We start from the raw sequence: 22,939 nt of genomic DNA on the forward strand, positions 1-22,939 counted from the left end.
TCGCCGCCCGCGGCAGCGGTCACCAGTAGGGCTTCCGCCAAGCGGAAGAACCCGCCTCCTGGACCGCGTCCACCGGCAAGGATCACAAGAGCCGCTCAATTCTCGACGACTCACAGGACCAATCCCCTCCCCCGCGGCACAGTGATCCGGAACGATTGAGGCCGCCGCCTTCCGCGGCGTCCCGTCGGACCGGCCGCCGGGACCGGCCGCCGGGACCGGCCGCAGCAAGGCCCCCTGACCCCATCCAGCACGATCCCGACCTCCGCACGCACAGGACCGCAGGATCCGCCACCGCGCCGAGACAGGCGGCAAGGACAGGTGACCGATGACCACGGACGATGCCGAAGCCATCACCGCGTCGGGGAGAGTGCGCGGCCTCCGGAAGGACGGGATCGCCGTCTTCCGGGGCATCCCGTTCGCCCGGCCGCCGGTCGGCGAGCTCCGCTTCGCCGCGCCCCTGCCGCCCGAGCCCTGGGACGGCACGCGCCCGGCCACCGAGTTCGGGCCCGCGCCGCCGCAGTCGGCGGCGCTCGCTCCGGACGTCCCGGAGACGACCGGCGACGACTGGCTGACCTGCAACGTCTGGACGCCCGACCCGGGCGGCGCGGGCCTGCCGGTCATGGTGTGGATCTACGGCGGCGCCTACCTCATCGGGCACTCGTCCGACCCGGACTACGACGGCACGGCGCCGGCCCGGGACGGCGTCGTCGTCGTGACCTTCAACTACCGCGTGGCCATGGAGGGCTTCGGGCAGATCGCGGGCGCGCCCGCCAACCGCGGCCTCCTCGACCAGGTCGCGGCCCTCGCGTGGGTGCAGGAGAACATCGCGGCGTTCGGCGGCGACCCGGGCGAGGTCACCGTCTTCGGCGAGTCCGCGGGCGCGGGCTCGATCGCCGCGCTCCTCGCGATGCCGCGCGCCAGGGGCCTGTTCCGCCGGGCGATCGCGCAGAGCGTCCCCGGGGTCTTCTTCTCCCCGCCGCTCGCCGGCGACATCGGCGCCGCGATCGCCGCCGAGGCCGGCGCCCGCCCGGTCCGCGAGGACCTGGCCGCGCTCACTCCCGCCCGCGTGATGCGCGCCGTCGACACGGTGACCGCCGCCATGCGGAACCATCCGCGGTGGGGCCCGGTCTCCCACACGCCGACGCCCTTCGCGCCGGTCGTGGACGGCGAGGTGCTGCCGCAGACCCCGTGGGAGGCGCTCAGGGCCGGAGCGGCCCGCGACGTCCCCCTGGTCACCGGCCACAACCGCGACGAGTACCGGCTGTTCGTCGCGATGCAGGGCCTCCTCGGCCGCGTCACCGGCGACCAGGCATCGACCGCTCTGCGCACCTTCGCCCCGGACCCGGAGGGCTACCCCGACGCGTTCCCGGGCGTCCCGCCGGAGACCCTGTACGAACTCGTCCACTCCGACTGGCTGTTCCGCATGCCGACCGTGCACCTCGCCGAGGCGCAGGCCGCCGCGGGCGGGCGCGTCCACCTGTACGAACTCGCGTGGCGCGGCGGTCCCCTCGGCGCCTGCCACGCACTGGACGTCCCGCTCGTCTGGGGCAACCTCAGCGGCGGCATGGCCGACCTCTTGATCACCGACACCGAAGGGGCCGCGGCCCTCTCGACGAAGATCCGCACCGCATGGACGGCCTTCGCCAAGACCGGATCCCCGGGCTGGCCCGCCTTCGACACGACCCAGCGCCTTACCCACGTGCTGGACACGACCCCCGCCGTCACCCGGTACCCGAACGAAACCTCCCGAGCCCTTTGGTCGTCCCACACCTTCGCCCCGCTCCCCCTGCTCGCCGAAACCGCCCCTCCACCCGCCCCGGCACCGCATGTCTTCCGTCCGTGAACACGCTCCTTCACCCCGGCCGGCGGGGCGAAACGGCCCCACCCGAACCGCGCGCCATGACGCCCGCCGGGCTCCCACGACCAGCGGGGGCGGTTGCCCGTACCGCCGACCGCACGGGATGGCCGCGGCCTGACGCTTCCCGAGGCCGCGTCCATCCCTCCCTTAGAACCTTCGCCTCAGAACCTCCGCGCGACGCTCACCGAGCCGGCGCGGTCCGGCCGCCGGCGCGCCGGGATGTGTCACACCCTGTGTCTACGATTGCGGGCATGCCCGCGAACGGAGGGGAGCGCCCGGTGAGCGACGTCGACGCCCTGATGCTGATCAGGAAGACCTGCCTTGCACTGCCGGAGGCGACGGAGAAGCCGTTCGGCGGGCACACGGCGCCCTCCTTCCGGGTCCGCGACAAGCTGTTCGTGATGACCAGCGAGGACGGCCTCTACATGACGTTCAAGGCCGGCCCCGGTGTGCAGGAGGCCCTCGTGGCGGAGAGCCCCGAGCGCTTCTTCGTCCCCAAGTACGTGGGCGCCAAGGGCTGGGTCGGCGCCCGCCTCGACGTCGACCACGACTGGGACGAGATGGCCGAACTCATCGAGGACAGCTACCGCCTCGTCGCCCCGAAGCGCCTGGTCGACCTCCTCGACCGCGACTGAGCAGTCCTGTGCCGGCCGGCGTCAGCGGGGTCGGCGGTTCAGGTTCCTCAGGCGGGTGGCGATCCTGTCCACGGTGGCGCTGTCGGGGTTCCAGCCCCGGTGCAGCAGGGCGGTCAGGAGGGCCTCCAGGTAGGGGGCCGGGTAGGCGAGGAAGTCCTTGGTGACCGGGATGACCTCCCAGCGCATCTCCTTGGCGAGCCACCGGCGGCGGGCCGTGTCGTGGCCACGGGCGCGGGCCCCGGTGTGGTGCCGTTCCCCGTCGTATTCGAGGCCGACGCGAAAGTCCGGGTAGCCGAGGTCGATGTAGAGCCGCCGGCCGTGCGCACCTCTCACCGGAACCTGGGTGTGCGGACGAGGGAAGCCGGTGTCCGCGAGGGCGACGCGAACCCACGTCTCACCGGGAGAGGCCGCGCCGCGATCGGCGAGGCGGATGATCTCGCGGAGGCGTTTGTTTCCGCGGTAGCCCGCCAGCGCACGGGCCATCGCGGTGAGTTCGCCGGTGGCGACGCCCTGCCGGAGGAACTGGTCGAGCGCGGCGACCGCCGCGAGACGGGGAAGCCATCGAGCGCAGTCGAGCGCGGTGCGGGCCGGGGACGTGAGGCGGACATCGGCCTCCTCCATGACGTGGCCGGCCGGAAGCTCCACGGTGTCGGCGGTGACCGGTTCGGAGCCGGACGTTCTGGGAGTGATGAGTTCGACGTCCCAGCCGGCCTCGTCCACTCCCGGGGGCAGGACGTCCAGGCCCCATATCCAGGCGGCCGTACGGCGGCCCACGACGGCTTCCCGCGGGAGGAGACCGCTGAGGGCGGCGGCCCGCGCGGTGAGGGACGCGCCCTTGGCCGGGACGAAGCAGACGCCCGGGCCGACCGGCACGACCGAGTCGCCGGCGGTGCGTCTCCAGGTGAGGGTGAAACCGGTCATGCGGCGATGGTGCCCGCGCCGGCGAGCCCCGCGGCGGCGGCTCCGGGAATGTGGATAACCCCGGAAGGTCAGCGTGAGACGGCGCCGGTCCCCCATTTCGCGATGCGTTCGATCAGGGCGGGCGTGGCCGCCACCTCGGCGTGCCCGAATGCCGGCTCGATCCACAGTTCCTTCGGGTCGGACGCCGCCTCGTACAGCTGGTGCGCGTGTTCGAGGGGGAAGAACGCGTCCGCGTCGCCGTGGACGACCAGGAGCGGCGCCGGGGCTATGCGTCCGGCGACCTCATGGGGCGCCTCGGGCACCGGATCCCAGCCCTTCGGGGCGACGCGGGTACCGCGGGCGAGGCGCACCGCCAGCCGGCCGAGGCGGCGTTCCACCGCCCAGTGGGCGCGCCGCATCGGTTTCGTGCCGCGGTAGTACCAGCGGGCGGGCGCGCTCACCGACACCACCGCGTCGGCCCCGCCGTGCAGGGCCGCGTACCGGACGGCGACGGCGCCGCCCATCGAGAACCCGGCGACGACGACGTGCTCGTACCCTCTGCGGCGGGCCGCGTCCGCGGCCGCGCCGAGGTCGAGGACCTCCCTGTCGCCGACCGTGGTGTGCCCGCCCGACCGTCCGTGGCCGCGGAAGTCGAGGGCGACGACGCCCCCGTGCGCGTTGAGGGCGCCGGCGATCCGGCGGAGGGCGGGCTGCCGCCACGAGCAGGTGAACCCGTGCGCGAGTATGAAGCACACGCCGCCGTCGCCCCGCAGGTGACCCGCGTCGATGCGCACCCCGTCGGCGGTGTAGAGGGTCAGCGGTTCCGGAGTCGTCACGGTCTCCATGATCGGTCATGCCGGTGCGGGCTGAACGAACGGGTAGCTGGGTAGGTAGGGGAACGTGTCTGGAGGGCTGGTTGATCGGCGGGCTCGGGCGTCAGGCTGGCGGCTATGGACAGCGAAGACCGCCCGGTCGGGGTGACGGCGCGCGCGAGCCGCGCGGACGGCCCGGAGAGCGGCGCGGCGGGCCGGCGTGAGGCCGACGACTACGCCTGCCGGGCGATGGTGTCCTCGGCGCGCGCCCACGAGCGGGCCGCGGCGCTGCTGGAGGGGATGGCCGCCGCCCATCCCGAGGAGGCCGAGCTCCACCTGCAGTCGGCCGCCCGGCACCGCAGGTGGGCGGCGAACGACCGGGAGCTGGCCCGGCAGTACGCGCCCGGGAGCGGCCCCGGCCGCTCCTGAGCGCCCGCGCCGTGCTCTGCCGGAGGAGCAGCGCACCCGACGGAGGATGGAGACATGACGGCCGACCTGCGAACCGCCCGCCGATCGCTGCACGGGGTGGCGGAGCTGGTGCTCGCCGGGCCGCAGTACCGGCACAGCGGGACGATCCGGCTGCGGGTGGTCCCCGGCGGCTTCGGCACCGTCCGGGATCCCGACCTGCGCGTGACCGGGACGGAGCTCGTGTGCGGCGACCGCGGGATCCCGCTGGACGGCGCGACCTGCCGGGAGCTGGCGACGGCGGCGGACACCGAGGCGGGGGCCGCCCAGGACCTCTACAAGGACGGCAGCGGAGTCGGCCCCGACGAGACCCTCGGCGTCGGCGCGGAGGCCGCGCACCGCGTCCACGAGGCGTTCGCCCGCGGGCAGGAGGCCCTGTCCCGGTTCGCTCCGGACGTCACGCCCGTGCTCTGGCCGGAGCACTTCGACCTCGGCATCAGCCTGGACGAGGTCAACTACGGCGTGTCCCCCGGCGACTCCCACCTGGACGAGCCGTACGCCTACGCCGGTCCGTGGGAACCGCGCCAGGGGGCGTTCTGGAACGCCTCCTTCGGCGCGACGCGGCCGCTGCGCCTGCTGCCCGGCGCGACGGCGCTGTTCGACTTCTTCATGGAGGCCCGCGACCGGGCCGCCCGCGACCGGCCGCGCGGTCCGCGCTGATCCCCGTGTCCCCGCACCGGCATCGCACGGCGCCTGTGTAAAGATCGGTTTACACGGTTCCAGGGAGGTCGTTGTGCGGGTTGGTGTTCTGCTGAACGAACGGGGCGGGGCGGACGCGCTGGACAAGCTGGCGGACGATGTGCGGCGCGCCGCCGACGACGGGTTCTCGTCGGCCTGGATCTCGCAGATCTTCGGGGTGGACGCGCTCACCGCGCTCGCCGTGGCCGGACGCGGGGTCCCGGGCATCGAGCTGGGCACCGCGGTCGTGCCGACGTATCCGCGCCACCCGGCCGTCATGGCGCAGCAGGCGCGGACGGCGGCGCTGGCCCTGGAGGGACGGCTGACGCTCGGCATCGGGCTGTCGCACAAGATCGTCATCGAGGACATGTACGGGTACGACTACGGCCGGCCCCTCCGGCACATGGACGAGTACCTGTCGGTGCTCCTCCCCCTGCTCAGCGGGGAGAACGCGTCCTTCAAGGGCGAGACGCTGCAGGGCAGCATCGGGTTGAGCGTCCCCAACGAGGGGCGTGTGCCGGTGCTGCTGGCCGCGCTCGGCCCGAAGATGCTCAAGCTGGCGGGGGAGAGGGCCGACGGGACGGTGCTCTGGATGACCGGCCCCGTGACCGTCCGCGAGCACATCGCGCCCACCATCAGGGCGGCGGCCGAGGCGGCCGGACGCGCGGAGCCGCGGATCGTGTGCGCCCTGCCCACCTGCGTCACGAGCGACCCCGAGCGCGCGCGGGAGCAGGCCGCCAAGACGTTCGAGATGTACGGGCACCTGCCGTCGTACCGCGCGATGATGGACCGGGAGGGCGTGGACGGCCCCGCCGACCTCGCCGTCGTCGGCGACGAGGACGCGGTCGCGGCCAGGCTGGAGGAGCTGGCCGAGGCGGGCGTCACCGACTTCGTCGCCGCCGGCTTCATGCCGGGCGGCGACCGCGAGCGCACCCGGCGGTTCCTCAGGTCCGCGGCGGCGCGATGAGCTCGTAGAGGTTGCCGCTGGAGTCGGAGAAGTACAGGCCGCGCCCGCCGAGCGGGTGGGCCTCGTCGACGCGCCCGTTGTCGGCGTGCGCGGGTTCGTCGCCGTAGGGGATCTCGCGCGCGTCGAGGCGGTCGACGACCGCGTCGAACGTGCCGCCGTCCACGTCGAAGGCCAGGTGGTGGCCCTGCGGGTGCGCGACCGTCAGGTAGTCGAGGGTGAGGCGCTCGTTCACGCGGATCGGCACGAAGTGCCGCGCGTGCGGGTGCACCCCCGTGTACCGCAGGCCCATGACGCCGGCGAAGAAGCGGGCGGCCTCGTCGTTGTCGGCGGCCGTCACGATCATGTGGCTCAGGCTGATGGCCATCAGGCGGTCTCCTCCCTGAGCGCGCCGTGCAGGAACACGTCCAGGCACTCCTCCACGGACGGGCCCGACGGAGCGGGCCCGGCGGGCGGGCGGGCGCGGGTGAACGCCAGCCCCATGAACAGGCTCGCGGTCTGCTCGGCGGACAGGCGGAGCCGGTCGCGCTCCGGCTCGAAGAGCTCCGCGATGGCGTCCCGGGTCCGGTTCATGGCGGCCTCGCGGCCGGGCTGGGCGCCGTCCTCCCCGCCGCGGGGGTCGCCGCTCCCCCGCAGGCCGCGGCCGGTGGCGTGCAGGGCGCCGATGACCATGCCCATGCGGACGAGGTAGGCCTCGATCGCGGCGCTCGCCTCGGCGAGCCGGGCGGGCAGCGGCTGGTCGAGCGGGATCTCCTCGATCTCCGCCAGGACGTGGTCGGGGCGCAGCGCCTCGGCGACGCAGGCGTCCAGCAGCTCGTCCTTGTCGGCGAAGACGCGGAAGATCGTCGCCTCGCCGATGCCCGCGGCCCGGGCGATCTGCCCGGTGGTCACGGCCGTGCCGTGCTCGGCGACCAGCGGCAGCGCGGTCCGCACGATCATCTCCCGGCGCTGCCGCGGGCTCATGCCCGGCGCCCGGCGCCGGCTCGCGTTCTCCATGCCGCCACCATACGGAGTGAGTGCTCACTCCGTCAATGGTGGAGTGAGCACTCACTCCGGAGACCCGGACAGACAGGGATTTCCTGCCTGATAGCGTTGCGGTGCTGCGCGCCCAGGAGCGAAGTCCGGTGAGATCCCGGCGCTGTCCCGCAACTGTGGTGCCCCTCTCGAAGTGGCCGAGCCAGGTCGCCTCCTGCGCGCGCCGACGTTCATCGACCTCGTGGAAGGGCGATCCGTCATGAGCGGGCCGCGGCTTCCCTCCAGCCTGGAGGCTCCTATGAGACCCGTACGTACTTTCGGCGCGGCGATGGCGATCGGCGTCGCCCTGGTCACCGCCGCATGCGGCGGTGGCGGCGACGGCGGCGCCGCGGGCGGCGACGGCGGCGCGCAGGGCGTCACCGTCCAGGCCGCCAACGGCGCGGTGACCATCCCCGCCAAGCCGAAGCGCATCGTCTCGCTCTCCCCCACCCACACCGAGACGCTGTTCGCCGTCGGCGCCGGCCCGCAGGTGGTGGCGGTCAGCGACTACTCGAACTACCCCGCGAACGCGCCGCGCAGCAAGCTGTCCGGCTTCAAGCCGAACGCCGAGGCCATCATCGCCTACAAGCCCGACCTCGTCGTGGTGTCCGACGACCTCAACGGCGTCGTCAAGGCCCTGGAGAAGGTGAAGGTCCCCGTCCTGCTGGAGCCCGCCGCGACGAAGCTGGACGACGTCTACGACGAGATCGACGACATCGGCCGGGCCACCGGCCACGCCGATGAGGCGAAGAAGCTCGCCGACGACATGAGGGCGCGGATCCGGCAGACGGTCGCCGCGTCCGCGAAGGCCAAGGGCCTGACGTACTACCACGAGCTCGACGGCCAGCTGCACTCGGTGACGTCGAAGACGTTCCTGGGCCAGGTGTACGGGCTGTTCGGGCTGCGGAACGTCGCCGACAAGGCCGACAAGGCGTCCGGCGGCTACCCGCAGCTGTCACGCGAGTACCTGCTCAAGCAGGACCCCGACCTCATCTTCCTCGCCGACACCAAGTGCTGCGGGCAGAACGCAGCGACCCTGGCGAAGCGCCCGGGCTGGTCCGGCCTCGGCGCGGTGAAGGACGGCAACGTGGTCGAGCTCGACGACGACATCGCCTCCCGCTGGGGGCCCCGCCTGCCCGAGCTGGTCAAGGCGATCGGCGACGCCGTCCAGAAGGTGCAGTGACGGCGGACCGCTCCCACGCGAGGCTGCGGCCGCTGCCGCTGGCGGCGGCGGTCGCGCTCCTCGCCGCGGCGCTGCTGGCGGGGGTGCTGGTGGGAGCCGCGGGGCTGCCGGTCGGCGGGGTCCTGAAGGCGCTCGCCGACAAGCTCCCGCTCGTGCACGCCGACCCCGGGTTCGGGCCGATCGACGAGAGCGTGCTGTTCGAGCTGCGGGTGCCGCGCGCCCTGATGGCGGCGCTGGTCGGCGGGATGCTCGCCATGGCCGGCGCCGGCTACCAGGGCGTGTTCCGCAACCCGCTCGCCGACCCGTACCTGCTGGGCGCGGCGGCGGGGGCCGGGGTCGGGGCGACGCTGGTGATCGCCCTGGTGCCGGGCGACCCCGGCTACGGGGTGCCGCTCGCCGCGTTCGCCGGCGCGATCTGCGGCGTCGCGCTCGCCTACCTGCTGGGCCGGACGGCGGGCGGCGACGGGGCGGCGACGCTGGTGCTGGCCGGCGTCGCGGTGTCGTCGTTCCTGGCGGCGGTGCAGACGTTCCTCCAGCAGATGAACGCCGAGGAGCTCCAGCGGATCTTCTCCTGGATCCTCGGCGGGGTCGGGACGGCGGACTGGCGCCAGCTGTCGCTGGTGGCCCCGTACGCGCTCGTCTCGACCGTCGTCCTGCTGGCGCACGGCCGCCTCCTGGACGTGCTGAGCGTCGGGGACGAGGAGGCGGCGAGCCTCGGGCTGTCCGCCGCGCGGGTGCGGCTGACCGTGCTCGTCGCGGCGTCGCTGGCGACGGCGTCGGCGGTCGCGGTGAGCGGCCTGATCGGGTTCGTCGGCATCGTCGTGCCGCACATCGTGCGGCGGCTGGCGGGCGGTTCCTACCGGGTGGTGCTGCCGCTGTCGCTGCTCGGCGGGGCGGCGTTCCTGGAGGTGGTGGACCTGGCGGCGCGGACGGTGATCAGCCCGGGCGAGCTGCCGCTCGGCGTCGTGACCGCGTTCGTCGGCGGCCCGTTCTTCGTGGCGGTGCTCCGCGCGTCCCGCCGGCAGGTGGAGACGTGACCGTCAAGGTGCGGGACCTGGACGTGTCGCTCGGCGGCCGCCGGGTCCTGAACGGCGTGTCGCTGGAGGTCCCGGCCGGGTCGTGGACGGCGGTCATCGGGCCGAACGGCGCCGGGAAGTCGACGCTGCTCCGCGCGATCCTCGGCCTGGTGGCGTCGCACGGCGGGATCAGCGTGGCGGGCGCCGACCTCCAGCGGCTCAAGCCGCGGCAGCGCGCCCGGATCGTCGCCTACGCCGCGCAGAGCCCGAACCTGCCCGCGGGCATGACCGTGTTCGACTACACCCTTCTCGGACGTTCCCCCTACATCCCGCATCTCGGCCGGGAGAGCGCCCGCGACCGGGCCATCGCCGCGGAGGTCCTGGACCGCCTCGCCCTCACCGCGTTCGCCGCCCGGCCCCTGGGCCACCTCTCCGGCGGCGAGCGGCAGCGGGTGGTGCTGGCGCGCGCCCTCGCGCAGCAGACGTCGGTGCTGCTGCTGGACGAGCCGACCACCGCCCTCGACATAGGCCACCAGCAGCAGGTGATGGAGCTGATCGACCGGCTTCGGCTGTCCGACGAGCTGACGGTGGTCACCACCATCCACGACCTGACCCTCGCCGGCCAGTACGCCGACGCCCTCGTCCTCCTCTCCGGCGGGCGGGTCGCCGCGGCCGGCCCGCCCGGGAAGGTCCTCACCCGGGCCGTCGTCGAGAGGCACTTCGACGCGCGCGTCCACGTCGCCGAGGGCCCGGACGGCCGCCCGATCCTGTCCCTGGAGCGGCCCGTGAACATGGAGCACCCGTGAACCTGGAGACCCCGTGAACCTGGAGACCCGGTGGACCTAGAGACGATGTGGCGCGAGGAGGACGGGAAGCGCCTCGCCGCGACGGTGTGGCGGGCCGGCGGCGGGCACCGGGCGATCTCGTCGGCGCTGCTGGGCGGCGGGATCGGCCCGCTCCGCTGGGTGCTGAACGCGCAGGTCGCGGGCGCCTACTCGCGCACCGACCCGGTCGCCCACCTGGCCGAGCTGGCCGCGTCCTACGGGCTGGACGGCCCCGGCGTCGGGATGCTCACGGCCGCGTCCGTCGCCCGCACCGTGCGGCGGGACGACGAGGGCGTGCGCGCGTCGGCGACGGTCGGGCTGCGGGTCCCGACCTGGGCGGCCTCCCCCGCCGGAACCCCCGACCCGGAGCTGGCGCCGCTGGACGGGGACCCCCGCCTCGCCTGGGCGCCCGGCACCGTCAACATCGTGGTCGCCGTGCCCGTCCCGCTGAGCGACGCGGCACTGGTGAACGCGGTCGTCACCGCGACGGAGGCCAAGACCCAGGCGCTCCTGGAGGCCGGCTTCCCGTGCACCGGCACCGCGTCCGACGCGGTCTGCGTGGCGGCCGCCGCCGAAGGGGAGCCGGAGATCTTCGCGGGTCCCCGCTCCGCCTGGGGCGCGCGCATCGCCCGCGCCGTCCACGCGGCCGTCCGCGCGGGAGCCCTCGACTACGCCGAGTACCTGGAGGCCCGCGACTAGCACCGGCCGCCGTACCACCCCGGTGCGGTACGGCGGCCGGTTCAGGGCCAGTGCAGTGTGGGGGTTGGGCCTCACCTCCTACCTGTCCGTCGCTCCGCCGGCGTGACCGTCAGCCGGCGTGGGGAAGGCGATGTCCGTTGCGGTTGACGCTCCCGTTGCGGTTCAGGGGCCCGGTGGCCAGCGGGTCGCCGCCGTCCAGCAGCGAACCGCCCCGCGTCCCGTTCACGGGGGGCAGCGAGTGCAGCCCCGTGGGCGGCTCCCGGTCGACCACCGGGCGCGGCCCGGTGTCGTGCCGGTCGGCCAGCGCGGTGAGCGCGTCGACGCGGCGGCGCGCCCGGTCGGCCTCGGCGCGGGCGGCGTCGCGTTCGGCGGTGAGCGCCTGCACCGCCGCGCGCAGCTCCTCGGCCGTGCGGGACAGCTGCCAGTTGTGCTGCTCCAGCTCGCGGGCCCGCGCCTGGATCTGGTCGCGGTCGGCGACGGCCTGCCCGCGCTTCGTCTCGGCCTCGCGGACGGCGGAGCGCAGGTCGTCGGCGGTGCGCTTGGCCGCGGCGGCCTCGACGCGCTGGCCCTCGACCAGCGTCTCGGCCTCCGAGACCCGCCCGTGCAGGGAGACGAGCTCGGACCGGGCGCTCTCCAGCGAGGCGAGCAGCTCCCCCTCCCGGGACGCGACGCGGTCGCGCTCCCGCTCGGCGGCGAGCCGGGCCGCCTTCGCCGCCTCCACCTCGTCCCTGGCCTCCGCCGCCTCCTGCCGCGCGGCGTCCCGCTCGGCCGTGAGCCGCTCCACCGAGGCGCGGGCGGACGCGGCCTCCTGCTCGGCGGCCTCCGCGCGGGCGCGGGCGGTGGCGGTCTCCCGCCACGCCCGCTCGGCCTGCCGCTGGGAGGCGTCCCGCTCGCGCTGCGCGATCGCGATCTGCCCGGCGGCCTCGGCGCGGGCGTCGGCGACCCGCCGCTCGACGCCGGCGACGCTGAGCTCCGACATCAGCGAGCCGGCGAGCCGGTCGGCGACGCCCTCCAGCCGGTCGACCATCTCCCACGCCCAGGCGACCTGCCCGGTGAGCCCGGGGGACTCCAGCCCGCGTTCGCGCGCCTCCAGCGCGGCCCGCTCGCACGCGCCGTCGCGGTCCTGGCAGTAGCGGACGGTGCGGGCGCCGCGCACCGGCTGCGGCACGGGCCGTCCGCAGCCGGCGCACGGCCAGACCGCGACCGGGTCACCGAGGCGTGCGATCCCGGCGCGGTCGTCATCGGCGGACCCGCCCGGATCGCCGGGCTCCGCGGCCCCGCCGCCGGACGCGGCCTCCTCCTCGGCGTAGGCGGCCGGGTCGGTGATGACGGGAAGGTCGGTCTTCGTCGTGGCGGCGGGGGTCGGGGCGACGTCGTCGAGCGGGGCGACCTTCTGGTCCTTCATGTGCCGTTGTACGCATCGGCCGCACGAGGCGTTCGACGATTCCCGCGACGAGTTTCGGCCGGCGCCCGCGGAGCGGTCAGTCCCGCCGTTCGCCCAGGTAGTCCTCCCGCACGCGGCGGCGGCTGAGCTTGCCGGACGGGGTGCGCGGCAGCGACGCGCGGAACTCCAGCCGCCGGGGGTGCTTCAGCTTCGCCAGCCGCGGCTCGCAGAACGCGAGCAGCTCGGCGGCCAGCTCGCCGCCGGCCTCGGCGCCCTCGGCCGGCTCGATCAGCGCGACGACGCTCTGCCCCCAGTCATCGTCCGGGACGCCGATCACCACGGCGTCGCCCACCGCCGGATGCTGCAGCAGCACGGACTCGATCTCGGCGGGGTAGATGTTGACGCCGCCGGAGATGATGAGGTCGGTGCGCCGGTCGCTCATGTAGAGCCAGCCGTCCTCGTCGAGGCGGCCGAGGTCGCCGGGGGTGTAGAAGTCGCCGCGCATCGCGGCGGCGGTCTTCTCCGGGTCGTCGTGGTACTCGAACCCCGGCTGCCCGCTCGCGTAGATCAGGCCGGTCTCCCCCGGCGGCAGCTCGGCGCCGTCCGGGTCGAGGATCTTGATCTGGACGCCCTCGACGGCGCGGCCGACCGTGCCGGGGCGGGCGAGCCACTCGTGCGGGCCGGCGACCACGACGGGGCCGCTCTCGGTGGAGCCGTAGTACTCGTAGAGGACGGGACCCCACCAGTCCATCATCCGCTGCTTGGTCTCCACCGGGATGGGCGCGGCCGTGTGGAACACCTGCCGCAGCGACGACACGTCGTACTTCGCCTTGACCTCGTCCGGCAGCCCGAGCATGCGGTGGAACATGGTCGGCACCATCAGCGAGTTGGTGACGCGGTGCCGCTGGATCAGCTCCAGGGTCCGCTCGGGTCCGAAGTGGGCGGAGATCACCACGGCGTGGCCGAGGCTGAGCGCCATCAGCGCATGGACGCACGGCGCCGAGTGGTACAGCGGCCCGACGACGAGATGGACCTCGTCGTCGCCGGGTTCGAGGCTGAGGTTCTTCATCAGCGTCTGCCGCATGACCTCGAACAGCATCTCGGGCGGGATGTCCATGAGCGGGCGCCGGACGCCCTTGGGCCGTCCCGTGGTCCCGGAGGTGTAGAGCATGACCGAGCCCATCTGCCGCTTGGCGGGCGGGTCGGCGCTCCCGGACGCGCACAGCCCGGCGAGCGGGCGGTACCCCTCCGCCTCGTCGGCGCTCACCCGCCCCTCGGCCGGCACGCCCGCCTCGTCGGCGGCGCCGGAGACCGCGCCGGCGAACTCGCTCTCGGTGACGACGGCCCTGGCGCCGGAGTCGGCGAGGATGTAGCCGATCTCGGGCTCGGTCAGGTGGCGGCTCACCGGCACGAGGTAGAGCCCCGACTGCATCGCGGCCAGCATCACGGTGAGGAACTCGCGGCGGTTACCGAGGACGGTCGCCAGCACGTCGCCGGGGCCGAGGCCGATGTCGCCGAGCGCGCGGGAGAGGCGGTTCACCTCGGCGTGCAGCCCGCCGTACGTCACCGGTCCGCCGGGGGCGAGGACGGCGGGGCGGTCCGGGTCGTTCCGTGCGATCTCGTAGAAGCCGACACCTTCGACACCCATACGGCATCTCCTCTGTCCGGGACTGGCGGCCGGGGGACCCCCGGATCCATCTGACCCACCTTGCTGGCGGTCCGTCAAGACGGTCGGGCGCACCGGCCCCGCGAAGACCGACCGGCCCCGGACAGCGAAACCCGCCTGACCGTGAGGGGGCGGCTACGTATCATGAAGCGTCAGAACCGGGGGCCGAGAGCGAACCTGCGCGTCGATGGGACGGGGATGACGCAACCGTACGGCGGCGGCCGGCCACCCGGCCCCGGGCGCCGAGACGGGTTACCGGGCTGGCTCCGCCGGATCCTCCAGGTCATCGCGATCGACGTGTGCTCGGCGCTGATCGTCAGCCTCGGGGTGACGCTGGTGCACGGCACGTTCTGGCTGAACGCGGCCGTCGCGCTGCTGATCCTCGCCGTGGTGACGGGCGCCCTGTTCGCCTTCTACCCGCGGATGGTGCACGCCGTCCTGGAACGCGTGTCGCGGACGCTGCGGCGGGGCGGCGCGGTCCTCGGGTGGGGGCTCGGCGGGGCCGCGCTGATGGCGCTCGTGCTGCTGGCCGGTACCGGCGTGCACCGGCTCCGCGAGCACGCGAGCCCGTGCGGGCAGCCCCTCGAACTGCGGGTGCTCACCGCGCCGGAGACGCTGACGCCGCTGCGCGCCGCCGCGGCCGAGTTCGCCGACGACAGCGAGGACCGCGGCTGCCGCGAGTACAGCGTCACCGTCGTCCCGGAGGCGGGGCCCGTCTCGCTGTACGACGGGTTCCGGCTGCTGTGGCGGCACAGCGAGGCGGCCGACCCGGGCCACGCCGACGACCAGCAGCTGTTCGGCCCGCAGCCCGACATCTGGATCCCGTCGTCGACGGCGGAGTACGACTTCGTCCCCAAGGGGCCCGGCCAGACCACGGCGGCGGGGGCGGTCGCGGGAGCCCCGGCCGGCAAGGGCGACCCGGTGTTCCGGGTGCGCGGCTCGGTCGGGACGTCGCCGCTGGTGCTGGCGCTGTTCACCAAGGCGCACGAGTCCGTGGCCGACCCGATCGCGGCGCCGATCGCGCCGGCCACGGCGGCGCTGCTGGACCGGATCGCGGACGCGGGGGTGCGGCTGCGCGCGATCGCCCGCCCCGTCCCGGAGACGTCGGCGGCGGCGCTCGCCGTCACGCCCGCGCTGTACGACGGGATGCCGGGCGGCGACGCGGCGGACGAGCGGTTCGCCGAACCCGCCGACCTGGTGGCCCCGGACGCGGTGTCGCTGCTGTGCCGCTTCCGGGAGCGGGCCGCCGCGCAGCAGTCCGAGCCCCCGGACGACATCGCCGTCGCCGTGCCCGAGCAGGCGCTGCACGACTACGACATGGGGCGGCCGCTCGGCGACCGCTGCGGGGCCGTCGACCCCGGCGCCGCCCCCTACGCCGAGTGGCGGCTGCACCCTTACTACGCGACCGACCTGCCGACGCTGGACCACCCGTTCGTCCAGGTCAGGTGGCGCGGCCAGGACACGCGGGAGCGGGACGCGGCGGTCACCGCGTTCCGCGAGTGGCTGGACCGCAACCCGCTGACGCTGCAGGGGTTCCGCGACGACCGCGGCGTCGTCCCGGCGCCCCGCGAGGGCGACACCCGGCACTACTACCTGTCGCGGCTGCAGGGCATGGTCGGCGCCCGCGTCATGCCGCCCGTCGTCGGGCTGCAGCCGCCGGCGGGCGTGCAGGAGACCCTCGACCGGATCGGGGCGGCGCGCCCCCGGACGTCGGTGTCGCTGATGCTGGACGTGTCCGGGTCGATGGGCGGCGCCGCGCAGGCCCGCGGCGGCTCCCGCCTCGCGCGCGGGACGTCGTTCCTGCGCAGCCTCGTGGCGCAGTTGCAGAGCAACGACCGCGCCGGCCTGCAGGTGTCGTCGGCGACGGCGCCGCCGGGCAGCCCCGAGACGTTCGGGAACGTCCCGCAGGACGCGGCGTCCCCGGAGCAGAAGAGCGCGATCACCAGCCGGCTGCAGGCGGTCGCGTCCGGCGGGGCCGACCAGCCGCTCAGCGACGCGATCGCGGCGGCCGGCCTCGGGCCCGGCAGGCAGAACCTCGTCCTCGTCACCGACGGGCAGGTCCCGGCCACCAACCCGGGGCTCGGGTCGCGGGTGAAGTGGCTGTCCGGCGAGTTCCGCGAGCGGCATCCGGGGCTGCGGCTCACCGTGGTGCTGACCGGCCCCGCGACGTGCGACGCCTCGCCCGTGAAGGAGATCGCGGCCGCGCTCGGCCCGGAGGACGGGAAGGGCTGCGTGGCGCTGACCGGGGCGCCCGAGGCCGAGCAGGCCGCCGAACTGCTGTCGGAGCTGCGATGAGAGGGGTGCCGCAGAGCCGGAGGGCCTGGGTCGCCGCGGCGGCCGGGGCGGCGCTCGTGCTGGCCGCGTGGCTGGTGGCGGTGCTGTGGCCGGACGCGTCGTACCCGGCGATGAAGGCCGGCTGCGACCGGGCCGAGCTGTTCGTCGCGGGCGGGACGGACGTCAGCCTGAAGAACCAGCGGCGCGCGTTGATCCGGCAGTGGAACGAGGGCCGCTACCCGGACGGCCGCCCGCACCCGCACGCCACGCTCGTGGAGGTGGCGGAGTCCACCGACCTGCAGCACAGCCAGATCAAGGCGGTGGAGGAGTCCGGCGGCTGCGCCTACGACGTCCTGATCATGGACAACACGTGGACGGCGCAGTTCGCCGACGCCGGCTACCTGCGTCCGCTGGAGGGCATCGACGACCTGGACGACTTCTTCCCCGCGGCGCTGCGGACGGGCGAGTGGGACGGCGAGCAGTACGCCGTCCCCTTCAACGTGGACGTCGGGCTCCTCTACTACCGGGAGGGCGTGACGCCGCCGTCCGCGTGGCCCGGGCTCGCCCAGTCCGAGGTCGCGACGCAGCTCGCCGACTACGAGGGGCTGACGGTGAACGCGCTGGAGGCCGTGTGGAACGACGGCGGCGCCGGGCGGCTCACCGGGGAGGCTCGGCCGAGCGAGGACGACCTGCGGACGAAGGTGTACCCGGCGCTGTCCCGGCTCGCGGCGCGCGTGCACGGGCCGCTGGCCGCGTCGCGGCGGTACGGGGAGCTGCAGAGCATCGAGGCGTTCGCGTCCGGGACGAGGCTGATGCGCAACTGGCCGTACGCGTTCTCGGCGCTGGCGTCCGAGCCCCGGATGCGGGACGGCGCGCGCCTGCGGTTCGGGGTGACGGCGCTGCCGGGCAGCACCGTCCTCGGCGGGCAGAACCTCGCGGTGTCGAAGCACTCCCCGAACCCGGACGCCGCCGCCGACCTGGTGGAGTTCCTGAGCGGGACGGGCAGCCAGCGCCTGCTGTTCTCCTGCGGCGGGTTCGCGCCCGGCCGCTACTCGGCGCTCGGCCTGTCCCCCGGCCGCCACTCCCCCGCCGACGTGAAGGCGGCGGCGTGCTCGTCCCTCACCGGGCAGCCGCCCGGACCGGGCGAGGTCGAGACGCCCGACCAGGCGCAGCTCACCCAGCTGGGACGCGCGGTGGTGACCGCGCTCGGGCGGGCCAGGCCGCGCCCGGTGACCCCGCACTACAGCACGTTCACCGGCACGTTCCGCGGCTGCGTGCAGAAGATCTTCGACGGGGCCGGGACGGACGCCGAGTCGTTCGCGCGGGCGGTCGAGCGGTCGCTGGACGGGCGCACGGCGTCCTGCTAGCGGACGCCTTCGAGCGCCGCGCGGGCCATCGCGTGCAGGAGGTCGCCCATGGCGTCGCGGTCGAGGCCGGTGGCGCTGCGCGGGGTGGAGTTGAGCAGGCCGAAGCACGCGTGGACGGCGGCGCGCGTCCGGTCGTCCGGCAGGCCGGGGGTGAGCCGGCGCAGGACGGCGACCCATTCCTCCACGTAGGCGCGCTGGAGCCGGCGGACGCGGTGCCGCTGCGGCTCGGGCACGTTGTCCAGTTCCCGCTCGTGCACGGTGATCAGCGCCGGGTTGTCGAGCGCGAACGCGATGTGCCAGCGCAGCAGCGCGTCGAGGGCGCGCGCGGGGTCGGGGTCGGCGGCGCGGCGGACGCCCTCGGCGAGCAGCCGCTCGCTGATGTCGAGGAGCATCTCGGCGAGCACGGCCTCCTTGCCGCTGAAGTGCCGGTACAGGGCGGGGCCGGTGAGCCCGACGGCGCGGCCGAGGTCGCCGATGGACGCGCCGTGGTAGCCGCGCCGCGCGAACAGTTCGGCGGCGGCGCCGAGGATCTCGGCGCGGCGCGGGTTCGGCGGGCCGTCCAGCGCCGCGGCCCGTGGGGAGGTCATGGGGGCAGTCTAGACTAGAGTTGTTAACGGCCGTTAACATCGGCCCTGCACAAGCATTGTTAATGAGCGTTAACCGGGAGGGGGGCCATGGCCGGACCCGAGATCGGGACCCGCGCCGACGTCGCGGGCGAGGCGTTCAAGGCGAACGCCGCGCACAACGAGGCCCTGGTCGCGGAGCTGCGCGAGCGCATCGACGAGGCCGGGCGCGGCGGGCCGGAGCGGGCCCGCGAGCGGCACGTCGCGCGCGGGAAGCTGCTCCCCCGCGACCGGGTCGACACGCTGCTCGACCCCGGCTCGCCCTTCCTGGAGCTGTCGCCGCTGGCCGCGAACGGCATGTACGGCGGCGAGGCGCCGGGCGCGGGGATCATCACCGGCGTCGGCCGGGTCTCCGGCCGCGAGTGCGTGATCGTCGCCAACGACGCCACCGTCAAGGGCGGCACGTACTACCCCGTCACGGTGAAGAAGCACCTGCGCGCGCAGGAGGTGGCGCTGCAGAACCGGCTCCCGTGCGTCTACCTGGTCGACTCGGGCGGCGCGTTCCTGCCCCGGCAGGACGAGGTGTTCCCCGACCGCGAGCACTTCGGCCGCATCTTCTACAACCAGGCCACGCTGTCGGGGAAGGGCATCCCGCAGATCGCGGCGGTGCTGGGCTCGTGCACGGCGGGCGGCGCGTACGTCCCGGCGATGAGCGACGAGGCCGTGATCGTGCGCGGCCAGGGGACGATCTTCCTCGGCGGGCCGCCGCTGGTGAAGGCCGCGACCGGCGAGGTCGTGACGGCCGAGGAGCTGGGCGGCGGCGAACTGCACTCCCGGACGTCCGGCGTCACCGACCACCTCGCCGAGGACGACGCGCACGCGCTGCGGATCGTCCGCGACATCGTCGCCGGGCTCGGCCCGCGCGAGCCGCGCCCGTGGGACGTCGTCCCGTCCGAGGAACCGTCCGCCGACCCGGCCGAGCTGTACGGGATCGTCCCGCCCGACTCGCGCACCCCCTACGACGTGCGCGAGGTCATCGCCCGGATCGTGGACGGCAGCCGCTTCCAGGAGTTCAAGAAGGAGTACGGCGCCACGCTCGTCACCGGGTTCGCCCGCCTCCACGGGCACCCGGTCGGGATCGTCGCGAACAACGGCATCCTGTTCAGCGAGTCCGCGCAGAAGGGCGCGCACTTCATCGAGCTGTGCGACCGGCGGAGCGTCCCGCTGGTGTTCCTGCAGAACATCACCGGGTTCATGGTCGGCCGCGAGTACGAGGCGGGCGGCATCGCCAAGCACGGCGCGAAGATGGTCACCGCCGTCGCGTGCGCCCGCGTCCCCAAGTTCACCGTCGTCATCGGCGGCTCGTTCGGCGCCGGCAACTACGCGATGTGCGGCCGGGCGTACTCGCCCCGGTTCCTGTGGATGTGGCCGAACGCGCGCATCTCGGTCATGGGCGGGGAGCAGGCCGCGAGCGTCCTCGCGACCGTCCGCCGCGACCGGATGGAGGCGCGCGGCGAGGAGTGGCCCGCCGAGGAGGAGGAGCGGTTCAAGGCGCCGATCCGCGAGCAGTACGAGGCGCAGGGCAACCCCTACTACTCGACGGCGCGGCTGTGGGACGACGGGGTGATCGACCCGCTCGACACCCGGCGCGTGCTGGGGCTCGGGCTGTCGGTGGCCGCCAACGCACCGCTGGAGCCGGTCGGCTACGGCGTCTTCCGGATGTGAGGGTGTTGATGTTCGACAGCGTCCTGGTCGCCAACCGCGGGGAGATCGCCGTCCGCGTGTTCCGCACGCTGCGGCGGCTCGGCGTCCGCTCCGCGGCGGTGCACACCGCCGCCGACGCGGGCGCCCGGCACGTGCGGGAGGCGGACGAGGCCCTGCTGATCCCGTCGTACCTGGACATCGAGGCGGTGATCGCGGCGGCCCGCGCCGCCGGGGCGCCCGCCGTCCACCCCGGGTACGGGTTCCTCGCCGAGAACACGGCGTTCGCGCGGGCGTGCGGCGAGGCGGGGCTGGTGTTCATCGGCCCGCCCGCCGAGGCGATCGAGGCGATGGGCGACAAGATCCGCGCGAAGCGGACGGTCGCGGCGGCCGGCGTCCCCGTCGTCCCGGGGCGCGACGAGCCGGGTCTCTCGGACGCCGAACTGGAGGCCGCCGCGCTGGAGGTCGGGCTGCCGGTGCTGCTCAAGCCGTCCGCCGGGGGCGGCGGGAAGGGCATGCGGCTCGTGCGGGACGCGGCGGACCTGCCCGAGGCCATCGCCTCCGCCCGCCGCGAGGCGCGCGGCTCGTTCGGCGACGACACGCTGCTCGCCGAGCGCTTCGTGGAGAACCCGCGGCACATCGAGATCCAGGTGTTCGCGGACGCGCACGGCGGCGCCGTCCACCTGGGCGAGCGCGAGTGCAGCCTGCAGCGCCGGCACCAGAAGATCATCGAGGAGGCGCCGTCCCCGCTGCTGGACGAGGAGTCCCGCGCGCGCATGGGCGCCGCCGCCGTCGCCGCCGCGCGGGCCGTCGGATACGCGGGCGCCGGAACCGTCGAGTACATCGTCTCCGCCGACCGCCCCGGCGAGTTCTTCTTCATGGAGATGAACACCCGGCTGCAGGTGGAGCACCCGGTCACCGAGCTGGTCACGGGCCTCGACCTGGTCGAGCTCCAGCTCCGGGTCGCCGCCGGGGAGCCGCTGCCGTTCACGCAGGACGACGTCCGCCTCGACGGGCACTCCATCGAGGCCCGCGTCTACGCGGAGGACCCGTCCCGCGGCTTCCTGCCCACCGGCGGGCGCGTGCTGGCGCTCGGCGAACCCGCCGGGGTCCGCGTCGACTCTGGGCTCGACACCGGCACCGAGGTCGGCGGCTCCTACGACCCGATGCTCGCCAAGGTGATCGTCCACGGCGCGGACCGGGCCGAGGCACTGCACCGCCTCGACCGGGCGCTCGCCGGGTACACGCTGCTGGGCGTCCCGACGAACGTCGCGTTCCTGCGCGCGCTGGTGCGGCACCCCTCGGTCGTCGCGGGCGATCTCGACACGGGCCTGGTCGAGCGCTCGCTGGACGACCTGACGGCGAGCGGGCCGGTCCCGCCGGAGGTGCTCGCCGCCGCCGCGCTGGAGCGCATGCGCGCCCTCGAATCCGCGGACGGCGCCGGCGACCCCTGGGACATCCCGGACGGCTGGCGTCCCGGCGCGCACGCCTGGGCGCCGTGGATCATCACGCCGTCCGGCGGCGACCCGGTCGAGGTCCGCGTGCAGGGCCGGGCCGCGTCCGCGCGCGTCGCGATCGGCGACGGCGAACCGGTCGACGCGGCGCTGAGCGGCCCGTTCACCCTGACCTACGGTGGAAGGACGACCTCCTTCGAGGCCGTCCGCGACGGCGGCACGCTGTGGCTCGGCCGCGGCGGGCACGTGTGGGCGCTGAGCGAGCACGTCCGCGCCGAGGGCGGCGCCGCGGCGGCCGCCGCCGGCGACGGCGTGCTGCGCAGCCCCATGCCGGGAACGGTCCTGGCGGTCAAGGCTGCCGAGGGCGACCGGGTCGAGGCCGGGCAGGCGCTCGTGGTCGTCGAGGCGATGAAGATGGAGCACACCGTCACCGCGCCGCTCGCCGGCGTCGTGGCGAAGCTGCCGGTCCGCGCGGGCGCGCAGGTCGCGCTGGACGCGGTGCTGGCCGTGATCGAGGAGGCTTGACAGTGCGGGTAATGCTTTCCGGGCTTCCCGAGCGGGTCACGATCTACGAGGTCGGGCCGCGGGACGGCCTGCAGAACGAGAAGGCGGTCGTCCCCGTCGACGTCAAGTCGGAGTTCGTGACCCGGCTGGCGGACGCGGGGCTGCGCACGATCGAGACGACCAGCTTCGTCCACCCCAAGTGGGTTCCGCAGCTCGCCGACGCGGAGCAGCTGCTCGACGTCCTGCCGCGCTCGCCCGGGCTGCGCTACCCGGTGCTCGTCCCGAACGAGCGGGGGCTCGACCGGGCGCTCGCCAACGGCGTCCGCGAGATCGCCGTCTTCGGCAGCGCCACCGAGACGTTCGCGCGCCGCAACCTCAACCGGACCGTCGACGAGTCCCTCGCGATGTTCGCGCCCGTCGTGCGGCGCGCCCGCGCCGAGGGCCTCTGGGTGCGCGCCTACGTGTCGATGGTGTGCGGCGACCCGTGGGAGGGCGACGTGCCCATCCCGCAGGTGGTGTCCGTGGCGTCCCGCATGATGGACATGGGCTGCTCCCAGCTCAGCCTCGGCGACACCATCGGCGTCGGCACGCCCGGCCACGTCACCGCGCTCATCGAGGCGCTGGCCGCGGCGGGCATCGGCCCCGACCGGCTCGCCGTCCACTTCCACGACACCTACGGGCAGGCGCTCGCCAACACCCTCGCCGCGCTGCGGGCGGGCGTCACCGTCGTGGACGCCTCCGCCGGCGGCCTCGGCGGCTGCCCCTACGCGGAGAGCGCCACCGGCAACCTGCCCACCGAGGACCTCGTCTGGATGCTGAACGGCCTCGGCATCGACACCGGCGTCGACCTCGACAAGCTCGCCGCCACCAGCCGCTGGATGGCCGAGCGGCTCGGCCGGCCCAGCCCGTCCCGCGTGGTCCAGGCCCTGTCGCCCACCCCGTCCCCCGCACCGTCCCCGTCACCCGATTCGGAGTAGC

The 22,939-nt window shown here is 74.7% G+C and carries 21 protein-coding genes; 14 read left to right on the plus strand and 7 right to left on the minus strand.

All coding sequences use genetic code 11. The features are described 5' to 3' along the window. The first annotated feature begins 325 nt into the window (after positions 1-325). Together ABTW95_RS08185 and ABTW95_RS08190 are read left to right on the plus strand one after the other, a co-directional pair. The gene (locus ABTW95_RS08185) at positions 326-1,843 is read left to right on the plus strand and encodes a carboxylesterase/lipase family protein (protein WP_396448651.1); all 1,518 of its coding nucleotides are present in this window, start codon (positions 326-328) and stop codon (positions 1,841-1,843) included. A 266-nt stretch (positions 1,844-2,109) separates the two neighbouring features. Continuing rightward, complete coding sequence (locus tag ABTW95_RS08190) at positions 2,110-2,493, plus strand: MmcQ/YjbR family DNA-binding protein (protein WP_396448652.1); 384 nt, start codon at positions 2,110-2,112, stop codon at positions 2,491-2,493. Positions 2,494-2,514: 21 nt separating this feature from the next. Here ABTW95_RS08190 and ABTW95_RS08195 read toward each other — a convergent pair whose 3' ends face one another. Both ABTW95_RS08195 and ABTW95_RS08200 read right to left on the minus strand, forming a co-directional pair. Beyond that, positions 2,515-3,414 carry a type IV toxin-antitoxin system AbiEi family antitoxin gene (locus tag ABTW95_RS08195; protein WP_396454394.1) on the minus strand — a complete coding sequence of 300 codons (900 nt, stop codon included), beginning with the start codon at positions 3,412-3,414 and terminating at the stop codon, positions 2,515-2,517. Between the two features lie 68 nt (positions 3,415-3,482). Then, positions 3,483-4,238, minus strand: a complete 756-nt coding sequence (locus ABTW95_RS08200) for an alpha/beta hydrolase (RefSeq protein WP_396448654.1) — start codon at positions 4,236-4,238, stop codon at positions 3,483-3,485. 105 nt (positions 4,239-4,343) lie between these two features. Between ABTW95_RS08200 and ABTW95_RS08205 the strand changes: the two genes are divergently transcribed. The 3 genes from ABTW95_RS08205 (at position 4,344) to ABTW95_RS08215 (ending at position 6,315) form a co-directional block, all read left to right on the plus strand. Further along, complete coding sequence (locus ABTW95_RS08205; RefSeq protein WP_396448656.1) at positions 4,344-4,634, plus strand: hypothetical protein; 291 nt, start codon at positions 4,344-4,346, stop codon at positions 4,632-4,634. A gap of 54 nt (positions 4,635-4,688) precedes the next feature. Then, on the plus strand, positions 4,689-5,330 hold the full coding sequence (locus tag ABTW95_RS08210; RefSeq protein ID WP_500225615.1) for a hypothetical protein: 642 nt from the start codon (positions 4,689-4,691) through the stop codon (positions 5,328-5,330). 73 nt (positions 5,331-5,403) lie between these two features. Further along, positions 5,404-6,315: an LLM class F420-dependent oxidoreductase gene (locus ABTW95_RS08215; protein ID WP_500225616.1), complete on the plus strand. Its 912-nt coding sequence runs from the start codon at positions 5,404-5,406 to the stop codon at positions 6,313-6,315. Here ABTW95_RS08215 and ABTW95_RS08220 read toward each other — a convergent pair. Then, on the minus strand, positions 6,293-6,679 hold the full coding sequence (locus ABTW95_RS08220) for a VOC family protein (protein WP_396448659.1): 387 nt from the start codon (positions 6,677-6,679) through the stop codon (positions 6,293-6,295). The genes ABTW95_RS08215 and ABTW95_RS08220 overlap by 23 nt on opposite strands. Next, positions 6,679-7,308: a TetR/AcrR family transcriptional regulator gene (locus ABTW95_RS08225; protein WP_396448660.1), complete on the minus strand. Its 630-nt coding sequence runs from the start codon at positions 7,306-7,308 to the stop codon at positions 6,679-6,681. Before ABTW95_RS08225 ends, ABTW95_RS08220 begins: the two co-directional genes overlap by 1 nt. Before the next feature lie 277 nt (positions 7,309-7,585). Between ABTW95_RS08225 and ABTW95_RS08230 the strand changes: the two genes are divergently transcribed. From ABTW95_RS08230 to ABTW95_RS08245, 4 genes are read left to right on the plus strand one after another with little or no spacing between them, the layout of a single operon-like run. Then, positions 7,586-8,509, plus strand: coding sequence for an ABC transporter substrate-binding protein (locus ABTW95_RS08230; protein ID WP_396448661.1), 924 nt, complete (start codon positions 7,586-7,588; stop codon positions 8,507-8,509). Then, positions 8,506-9,546, plus strand: coding sequence for a FecCD family ABC transporter permease (locus tag ABTW95_RS08235; RefSeq protein ID WP_396448662.1), 1,041 nt, complete (start codon positions 8,506-8,508; stop codon positions 9,544-9,546). The genes ABTW95_RS08230 and ABTW95_RS08235 overlap by 4 nt, the downstream gene beginning before the upstream one ends. After that, the gene (locus ABTW95_RS08240) at positions 9,543-10,331 is read left to right on the plus strand and encodes an ABC transporter ATP-binding protein (RefSeq protein WP_396448663.1); all 789 of its coding nucleotides are present in this window, start codon (positions 9,543-9,545) and stop codon (positions 10,329-10,331) included. Before ABTW95_RS08235 ends, ABTW95_RS08240 begins: the two co-directional genes overlap by 4 nt. Positions 10,332-10,361: 30 nt before the next feature. After that, positions 10,362-11,048 (plus strand): adenosylcobinamide amidohydrolase, encoded by a 687-nt coding sequence (locus ABTW95_RS08245; RefSeq protein ID WP_500225619.1) that lies wholly within the window; start codon positions 10,362-10,364, stop codon positions 11,046-11,048. Positions 11,049-11,157: 109 nt separating this feature from the next. Here ABTW95_RS08245 and ABTW95_RS08250 read toward each other — a convergent pair whose 3' ends face one another. Next, on the minus strand, positions 11,158-12,453 hold the full coding sequence (locus ABTW95_RS08250) for a chromosome segregation ATPase (RefSeq protein ID WP_500225620.1): 1,296 nt from the start codon (positions 12,451-12,453) through the stop codon (positions 11,158-11,160). Between the two features lie 76 nt (positions 12,454-12,529). After that, positions 12,530-14,080 (minus strand): AMP-binding protein, encoded by a 1,551-nt coding sequence (locus tag ABTW95_RS08255; protein ID WP_396448667.1) that lies wholly within the window; start codon positions 14,078-14,080, stop codon positions 12,530-12,532. 216 nt (positions 14,081-14,296) lie between these two features. On the opposite strand from ABTW95_RS08255, the gene ABTW95_RS08260 reads away from it, so the two are divergent. Next, complete coding sequence (locus tag ABTW95_RS08260; RefSeq protein WP_396454395.1) at positions 14,297-16,393, plus strand: vWA domain-containing protein; 2,097 nt, start codon at positions 14,297-14,299, stop codon at positions 16,391-16,393. Further along, complete coding sequence (locus ABTW95_RS08265) at positions 16,390-17,739, plus strand: extracellular solute-binding protein (protein ID WP_500225621.1); 1,350 nt, start codon at positions 16,390-16,392, stop codon at positions 17,737-17,739. Before ABTW95_RS08260 ends, ABTW95_RS08265 begins: the two co-directional genes overlap by 4 nt. Here ABTW95_RS08265 and ABTW95_RS08270 read toward each other — a convergent pair. Beyond that, the gene (locus tag ABTW95_RS08270) at positions 17,736-18,326 is read right to left on the minus strand and encodes an SACE_7040 family transcriptional regulator (protein ID WP_396449219.1); all 591 of its coding nucleotides are present in this window, start codon (positions 18,324-18,326) and stop codon (positions 17,736-17,738) included. The two genes, ABTW95_RS08265 and ABTW95_RS08270, sit on opposite strands and share 4 nt — an antisense overlap. Before the next feature lie 87 nt (positions 18,327-18,413). Here ABTW95_RS08270 and ABTW95_RS08275 point away from each other — a divergent pair, with 87 nt between their 5' ends. Genes ABTW95_RS08275 through ABTW95_RS08285 form a run of 3 tightly spaced genes read left to right on the plus strand, consistent with a single transcriptional unit; the run spans position 18,414 to position 22,938 of the window. Then, complete coding sequence (locus ABTW95_RS08275; protein WP_396449218.1) at positions 18,414-20,027, plus strand: carboxyl transferase domain-containing protein; 1,614 nt, start codon at positions 18,414-18,416, stop codon at positions 20,025-20,027. A gap of 8 nt (positions 20,028-20,035) precedes the next feature. Beyond that, positions 20,036-21,982 carry an acetyl/propionyl/methylcrotonyl-CoA carboxylase subunit alpha gene (locus ABTW95_RS08280; RefSeq protein ID WP_396449217.1) on the plus strand — a complete coding sequence of 649 codons (1,947 nt, stop codon included), beginning with the start codon at positions 20,036-20,038 and terminating at the stop codon, positions 21,980-21,982. A gap of 11 nt (positions 21,983-21,993) precedes the next feature. After that, on the plus strand, positions 21,994-22,938 hold the full coding sequence (locus tag ABTW95_RS08285; protein ID WP_396449222.1) for a hydroxymethylglutaryl-CoA lyase: 945 nt from the start codon (positions 21,994-21,996) through the stop codon (positions 22,936-22,938). The last annotated feature ends 1 nt before the right edge of the window (position 22,939 follow it).

The organism is Spirillospora sp. NPDC127506, from assembly GCF_040302145.1.
In the GTDB taxonomy this organism is placed as follows: Bacteria; Actinomycetota; Actinomycetes; order Streptosporangiales; family Streptosporangiaceae; genus Spirillospora.

Coding starts and splice junctions, on each gene's coding strand:
- ABTW95_RS08185 (WP_396448651.1), top strand. CDS start 326: ATGACCACGGACGATGCCGAAGCCATCACCGCGTCGGGGAGAGTGCGC.
- ABTW95_RS08190 (WP_396448652.1), top strand. CDS start 2,110: ATGCCCGCGAACGGAGGGGAGCGCCCGGTGAGCGACGTCGACGCCCTG.
- ABTW95_RS08195 (WP_396454394.1), bottom strand. CDS start 3,414: ATGACCGGTTTCACCCTCACCTGGAGACGCACCGCCGGCGACTCGGTC.
- ABTW95_RS08200 (WP_396448654.1), bottom strand. CDS start 4,238: ATGGAGACCGTGACGACTCCGGAACCGCTGACCCTCTACACCGCCGAC.
- ABTW95_RS08205 (WP_396448656.1), top strand. CDS start 4,344: ATGGACAGCGAAGACCGCCCGGTCGGGGTGACGGCGCGCGCGAGCCGC.
- ABTW95_RS08210 (WP_500225615.1), top strand. CDS start 4,689: ATGACGGCCGACCTGCGAACCGCCCGCCGATCGCTGCACGGGGTGGCG.
- ABTW95_RS08220 (WP_396448659.1), bottom strand. CDS start 6,679: ATGGCCATCAGCCTGAGCCACATGATCGTGACGGCCGCCGACAACGAC.
- ABTW95_RS08225 (WP_396448660.1), bottom strand. CDS start 7,308: ATGGAGAACGCGAGCCGGCGCCGGGCGCCGGGCATGAGCCCGCGGCAG.
- ABTW95_RS08230 (WP_396448661.1), top strand. CDS start 7,586: ATGAGACCCGTACGTACTTTCGGCGCGGCGATGGCGATCGGCGTCGCC.
- ABTW95_RS08250 (WP_500225620.1), bottom strand. CDS start 12,453: ATGAAGGACCAGAAGGTCGCCCCGCTCGACGACGTCGCCCCGACCCCC.
- ABTW95_RS08255 (WP_396448667.1), bottom strand. CDS start 14,080: ATGGGTGTCGAAGGTGTCGGCTTCTACGAGATCGCACGGAACGACCCG.
- ABTW95_RS08260 (WP_396454395.1), top strand. CDS start 14,297: ATGACGCAACCGTACGGCGGCGGCCGGCCACCCGGCCCCGGGCGCCGA.
- ABTW95_RS08265 (WP_500225621.1), top strand. CDS start 16,390: ATGAGAGGGGTGCCGCAGAGCCGGAGGGCCTGGGTCGCCGCGGCGGCC.
- ABTW95_RS08270 (WP_396449219.1), bottom strand. CDS start 18,326: ATGACCTCCCCACGGGCCGCGGCGCTGGACGGCCCGCCGAACCCGCGC.
- ABTW95_RS08275 (WP_396449218.1), top strand. CDS start 18,414: ATGGCCGGACCCGAGATCGGGACCCGCGCCGACGTCGCGGGCGAGGCG.
- ABTW95_RS08280 (WP_396449217.1), top strand. CDS start 20,036: ATGTTCGACAGCGTCCTGGTCGCCAACCGCGGGGAGATCGCCGTCCGC.
- ABTW95_RS08285 (WP_396449222.1), top strand. CDS start 21,994: ATGCTTTCCGGGCTTCCCGAGCGGGTCACGATCTACGAGGTCGGGCCG.